Source organism: Ensifer sp. ZNC0028 (assembly GCF_000799055.1).
Lineage (GTDB): Bacteria > Pseudomonadota > Alphaproteobacteria > Rhizobiales > Rhizobiaceae > Ensifer.
The window spans coordinates 1-4,875 of the sequence record NZ_JTLA01000244.1 but is presented as its reverse complement, the minus strand read 5'-3'; the positions used below and the strand labels follow the sequence as shown (position 1 = coordinate 4,875).

The following is a 4,875-nucleotide window of genomic DNA, read 5'->3' as shown; positions in this document are numbered from 1 at the left end:
GCCGTCAGCGCCGCGCGCACCGGCCGCACCGGCCGCAAGGTGACGATCGATGTCGCCTCAGCCCCTGCCCCGGCAAAGCTGACCATCGAATGGCGCGAGCACGACGACCATGTCGTCATGACGGGACCGGCCGAATGGGAATGGTCCGGCACGCTGAACCCGACGACCGGCATCTGGCAGCGCGACGCGGCCGAAGCCGGCGGAGCCCGGGCGCTTTGAGCGGCGTCGAGGTCATAACCTTCGGCTGCCGCCTCAACACCTACGAATCCGAAGTGATGCGGGCGGAAGCCGAGAAGGCGGGGCTGAACAACGCCATTCTCGTCAACACCTGCGCCGTTACCGGCGAGGCCGTTCGACAGGCACGTCAGGCGATCCGCCGCGCCCGCCGCGACAATCCGCATGCCCGCATCATCGTCACCGGCTGCGCCGCCCAGACCGAGAAGCAAACCTTCGCCGAGATGGCAGAGGTCGACGCGGTGTTCGGCAACGAAGAGAAGCTGAAGAGCGCTTCCTATCGCGCGCTGCCCGATTTCGGCGTCTCGGCGGAAGAAAAGCTGCGGGTCAACGACATCATGAGCGTGCGCGCCACCGCGCCCCAGATGGTCAAGCACATCGACGGCCATGTGCGCGCCTTCATCCAGGTGCAGAACGGCTGTGACCACCGCTGCACCTTCTGCATCATCCCCTATGGCCGCGGCAATTCCCGCTCCGTGCCGATGGGCGCCGTGGTCGATCAGGCGCGCAGACTGGTCGAAACGGGCTATTGCGAGATTGTGCTGACCGGCGTCGACGCGACGAGCTACGGCACTGATCTTCCGGGCGCACCGACGCTCGGGATGCTCGCCAAGACGCTCCTGAAGCAGGTACCGGAAATTCGCCGCCTGCGCCTTTCCTCGATCGACGGCATCGAGGCCGACAAGCACCTCTTCGACCTGATCGCCGACGAAGCACGCTTCATGCCGCACCTGCACCTGTCGCTGCAGCATGGCGACGATTTGATCCTGAAGCGCATGAAGCGTCGCCATTCGAGCGCCGACGCTCGCGATTTTGCCGATCAGGTCCGCCGCCTGCGCCCGGAGATCAGCCTCGGCGCCGACATGATCGCCGGCTTCCCCACCGAAACCGAAGACATGTTCGAAAATGCCGCGAGGCTGGCCGAGGACTGCGGCATCGCGCATCTGCACGTCTTCCCCTACAGCCCGCGTCCCGGTACGCCGGCCGCACGCATGCCGCAGCTCGACCGGGGCCTCGTCAAGGATCGTGCCGCTAGGCTTCGCGCCGTCGGCGCGACACTCTATGCACACCATCTCGACGGCATGGTCGGCAGCGAGCAGACGATCCTGGTCGAGAACAACGGGCTTGCCCACACACAAAACTTCACGCTCGTCGACGCGGCTGGCCTGACGCCCCGTGCGCTTGTCCCGGTCTCGATCACCGGCCACAATGGCAAGCATCTGACGATGCAGGTAAAACAGATGGCTGCGGCCTGATTTATGCGGAATTCCTGAATGGCAATGGGTTTCATCAAGAGGATCTTCACCTTCGGCAAGGGCGCGGTGGAGGAAACGAAGCCGCCGGAAGGTGTGCCGGAGGAGACCATCGTCTCTGCGCCCGAAGCGGAACAGCCGTCTCCGCAGTCCACGGAAAGTCCCGAAGCGGCCGCCCCCGTCGTTCAGGCAGTGGTCGAAGAGAGCTCGGAAGCTGCTTTCGAACCGCTCGTCGAGATCGAGACCTTGCCACTTTCCGACAGCGATCCTGTGCTGGAAGCCGAGATCGAGACCGCCGGCGGCCCGGCTTCGGATGATGCCGAGGAACTGGCGCGTGACGATGCCGCCGCGGTCGAGGCTGAGGTAACGCCGGCCGAGACCGTGACCGCGATCCCCCCCTCTGTCCTTACGGAACATCTCCTTCACAAGGAGGCAGAGCCGACGGAGGCCGAGGCTGCGGCAGAAGAAGCGGTAGCAGCCACCGAGACTGCGGAACCAGTTTCCAGCGAAAGCCCGGCGACCGAGGAAGACACGCTCGCAGCCGCTCACGCGGAGACCATCGAAAACACCGCGGACACGTTGCCAGCCGACGCCAACGATGTCGAAGTGGAAGCAACGACCGAAACGCGCGCTTCCGAGCTCGAGAGCGAGCCCAGCGCAATCTCCCCCCCAGTGGAGGAGATGCCCGGCAGGGCAGAGGGGGATGAAGCCGCAGCCGCAGCGCTCCGCGAGAGCGTCGAGACCGCGGAGGCCGACACGACAGGAGCTGTCGAAACCCCATCGACCGAGCCAGCCGAGGCCGAGCCCACTGCCGCCCCCGCTCTCCCCAAAGGCTTCTCCGCCAGCGAGCGCAAGCCCAAGGAAGAACCCGTCGCCGCGCCGAAGGAAAAGCTCAGCTGGTACCAGCGCCTGCGCCGCGGCCTTGCGCGCACCTCGTCGCAACTGACCGGCCAGATCGCCAGCCTGTTCACCAAGCGCAAGCTCGACGAAGCGACGTTGCAGGACCTCGAAGACCTGCTGATCCAGGCCGACCTCGGCGTCGAAACCGCGATGCGCATCACCGACACGCTCGCGTCGGAACGCTACGGCAAGGACGTGTCGGGCGAAGACGTCTCGCGCATCATGGCCGGCGAGATCACCAAGGTGCTATCGCCCGTCGCCAAGCCGCTGGAACTCGACCTCAGCCACAAGCCGCATGTGATCCTCGTTGTCGGCGTCAACGGCACCGGCAAGACGACGACGATCGGCAAGCTTGCCGCCAAGCTTTCGGGCGCAGGCCTCAAGGTGATGCTCGCCGCCGGCGACACCTTCCGCGCCGCCGCGATCGAGCAGCTGAAGATCTGGGCCGAGCGCACCAACTCCGAGATCGTCTCCTCCAAGCTCGGCGCCGATGCGGCAGGCCTTGCCTATGAGGCCTTCCAGCAGGCGCGCGAGAAGAAGTCCGACGTGCTGATCATCGATACGGCCGGCCGCCTGCAGAACAAGGCCGAGCTGATGGCCGAACTCGAAAAGATCGTGCGCGTGCTCGGCAAGCTCGATCCGGATGCGCCGCACACCGTGCTGCAGACGCTGGACGCCACCACCGGCCAGAACGCGCTGCAGCAGGTCGAGATCTTCCGCAACGTCGCGGGCGTCAGTGGACTGATCATGACCAAGCTGGACGGCACAGCGCGCGGCGGCATCCTCGTCGCCATCTCCGCCAAGCACAAGCTGCCGGTCTATTTCATCGGTGTCGGCGAAGGCATCGACGATCTCGAACCCTTCGAAGCCAAGGATTTTGCCGAGGCGATCGCCGGCGTTGCCGCCTGACGGGGCGATCGGGCCCGTGCGTAGTTGCGCCGGCCCGTTGCCTTGATATGGTTTTGCCGCAAAGCTGGTGTTATGAGCAGCAGGTACATGCAGAAACAGGACCCCCAGATGTCGTCGATCGAGGCTTCCAAGCCGCAGAAGGAAGTCAGCCCCTTGCTCAAGATGGTGCTGGAGCTTGGGCCGCTGATGGTCTTCTTCTTTGCCAACTCGCGCGGCGAATGGCTGGCCGGGCATTTTCCGGCGCTCGCCGAGCTCGGTGGTCCGATCTTCATCGCCACCGGCCTCTTCATGGCTGCGACCGCGATCGCGCTTGCCGTGTCCTGGGTGCTGACCCGCACCCTGCCGATGATGCCGCTGATTTCGGGCATCGTCGTCTTCGTCTTCGGCGCGCTGACGCTCTGGCTGCAGAACGACACCTTCATCAAGATGAAACCGACGATCGTCAACACGCTGTTCGGCGCGATCCTGCTCGGCGGCCTGCTGTTCGGCAAGTCGCTGCTCGGCTACGTCTTCCACTCCGCCTTCAAGCTCGACGAGGCCGGCTGGCGCAAGCTGACGCTGCGCTGGGGCGTGTTCTTCCTGTTCCTGGCGGTGCTCAACGAAGTGGTCTGGCGCTCATTCTCGACCGATTTCTGGGTCGCCTTCAAGGTCTGGGGTACGATGCCGATCACCATTCTGTTCACGCTCGCCCAGATGCCGCTGATCATGAAGCACTCGCTTGACCAGGAGAACGCCGAGTGAGCACGATGCTCGAGGAGAATGACAGCCGCAACCGGCACGCACTCCTCTGGCTCGCCGCCTGTCTTGCTGTTCTCGTCATCCAGATCGTCACCCAGCATCTGATGGGTCGTCTCTGGATCTGCGAATGCGGCTACGTCAAACTGTTCGAGCCGGTCGCCAAATCCAGCGGCAACTCGCAGCACATCGCCGACTGGTACACGCCGTCGCACATCATCCACGGCTTCCTGTTTTACGGCCTCGGCCATCTGCTCCTGCGCGGCAAGCCGCTGACGGCAAAACTCTTCCTTGGGACAGTGATCGAATCCGCCTGGGAGATCGCCGAAAACACGCCGATGGTGATCAACCGCTACCGCTCGGCAACGATCTCGCTCGACTATTTCGGCGACAGCATCCTGAATTCGACGATGGATACGCTGGCCATGGCCGCTGGCTTCCTGTTTGCCGCCCGCATGCCGGTCTGGCTGACCGTGACGGTCGCCATCGTCTTCGAGCTCTTCACCGGCTGGCTGATCCGCGACAACCTCACGCTCAACGTGCTGATGCTCGTCTGGCAGCTGGATGCGGTCCGGGATTGGCAGGCAGGGATCTAGCGGACCTTCGGCATTTGCTTCGGCGCCTTATCCGCGCGGTGAGGGCTTGCCCTCATCCGGCTGCCGCCACCTTCTCCCCGCTCGCGGGGAGAAGGGAGTTGTGCCAACCCGACTGCGCTACATTCCCACGCCCTCAAGGGCGAGATCAGTCACGCCCACGACATGCAATCCCGATGATTTGGACGGTCGATCGCCACACGTCTCCTTCTCCCCGCGAGCGGGGAGAAGGTGGCCGGCAGGCCGGATGA

4 protein-coding genes and 1 pseudogene are annotated in these 4,875 nt (G+C 64.5%); all 5 read left to right on the top strand.

Translation table 11 applies throughout. From position 1 onward, the window contains the following. Nucleotides 1-219 (top strand): annotated as a pseudogene (locus L981_RS32845) (diaminopimelate epimerase); the annotation flags it as partial. Continuing rightward, nucleotides 216-1,490 carry a tRNA (N(6)-L-threonylcarbamoyladenosine(37)-C(2))-methylthiotransferase MtaB gene (mtaB, locus tag L981_RS32840; protein ID WP_043627092.1) on the top strand — a complete coding sequence of 425 codons (1,275 nt, stop codon included), beginning with the start codon at nt 216-218 and terminating at the stop codon, nt 1,488-1,490. The pseudogene L981_RS32845 and the gene mtaB, both read left to right, overlap by 4 nt. Nucleotides 1,491-1,508: 18 nt before the next feature. Continuing rightward, nucleotides 1,509-3,296, top strand: coding sequence for a signal recognition particle-docking protein FtsY (gene ftsY, locus L981_RS32835; RefSeq protein WP_043627089.1), 1,788 nt, complete (start codon nt 1,509-1,511; stop codon nt 3,294-3,296). Between the two features lie 108 nt (nt 3,297-3,404). Next, entirely contained in the window at nt 3,405-4,037 is a 633-nt protein-coding gene (locus L981_RS32830; RefSeq protein ID WP_156134322.1) for a septation protein A, read from the top strand. 5 nt (nt 4,038-4,042) lie between these two features. After that, nucleotides 4,043-4,627: a DUF2585 domain-containing protein gene (locus L981_RS32825; RefSeq protein WP_043627097.1), complete on the top strand. Its 585-nt coding sequence runs from the start codon at nt 4,043-4,045 to the stop codon at nt 4,625-4,627. Nucleotides 4,628-4,875 lie beyond the last annotated feature (248 nt).

Coding starts and splice junctions, on each gene's coding strand:
- ftsY (WP_043627089.1), top strand. CDS start 1,509: ATGGCAATGGGTTTCATCAAGAGGATCTTCACCTTCGGCAAGGGCGCG.
- L981_RS32830 (WP_156134322.1), top strand. CDS start 3,405: ATGTCGTCGATCGAGGCTTCCAAGCCGCAGAAGGAAGTCAGCCCCTTG.
- L981_RS32825 (WP_043627097.1), top strand. CDS start 4,043: ATGCTCGAGGAGAATGACAGCCGCAACCGGCACGCACTCCTCTGGCTC.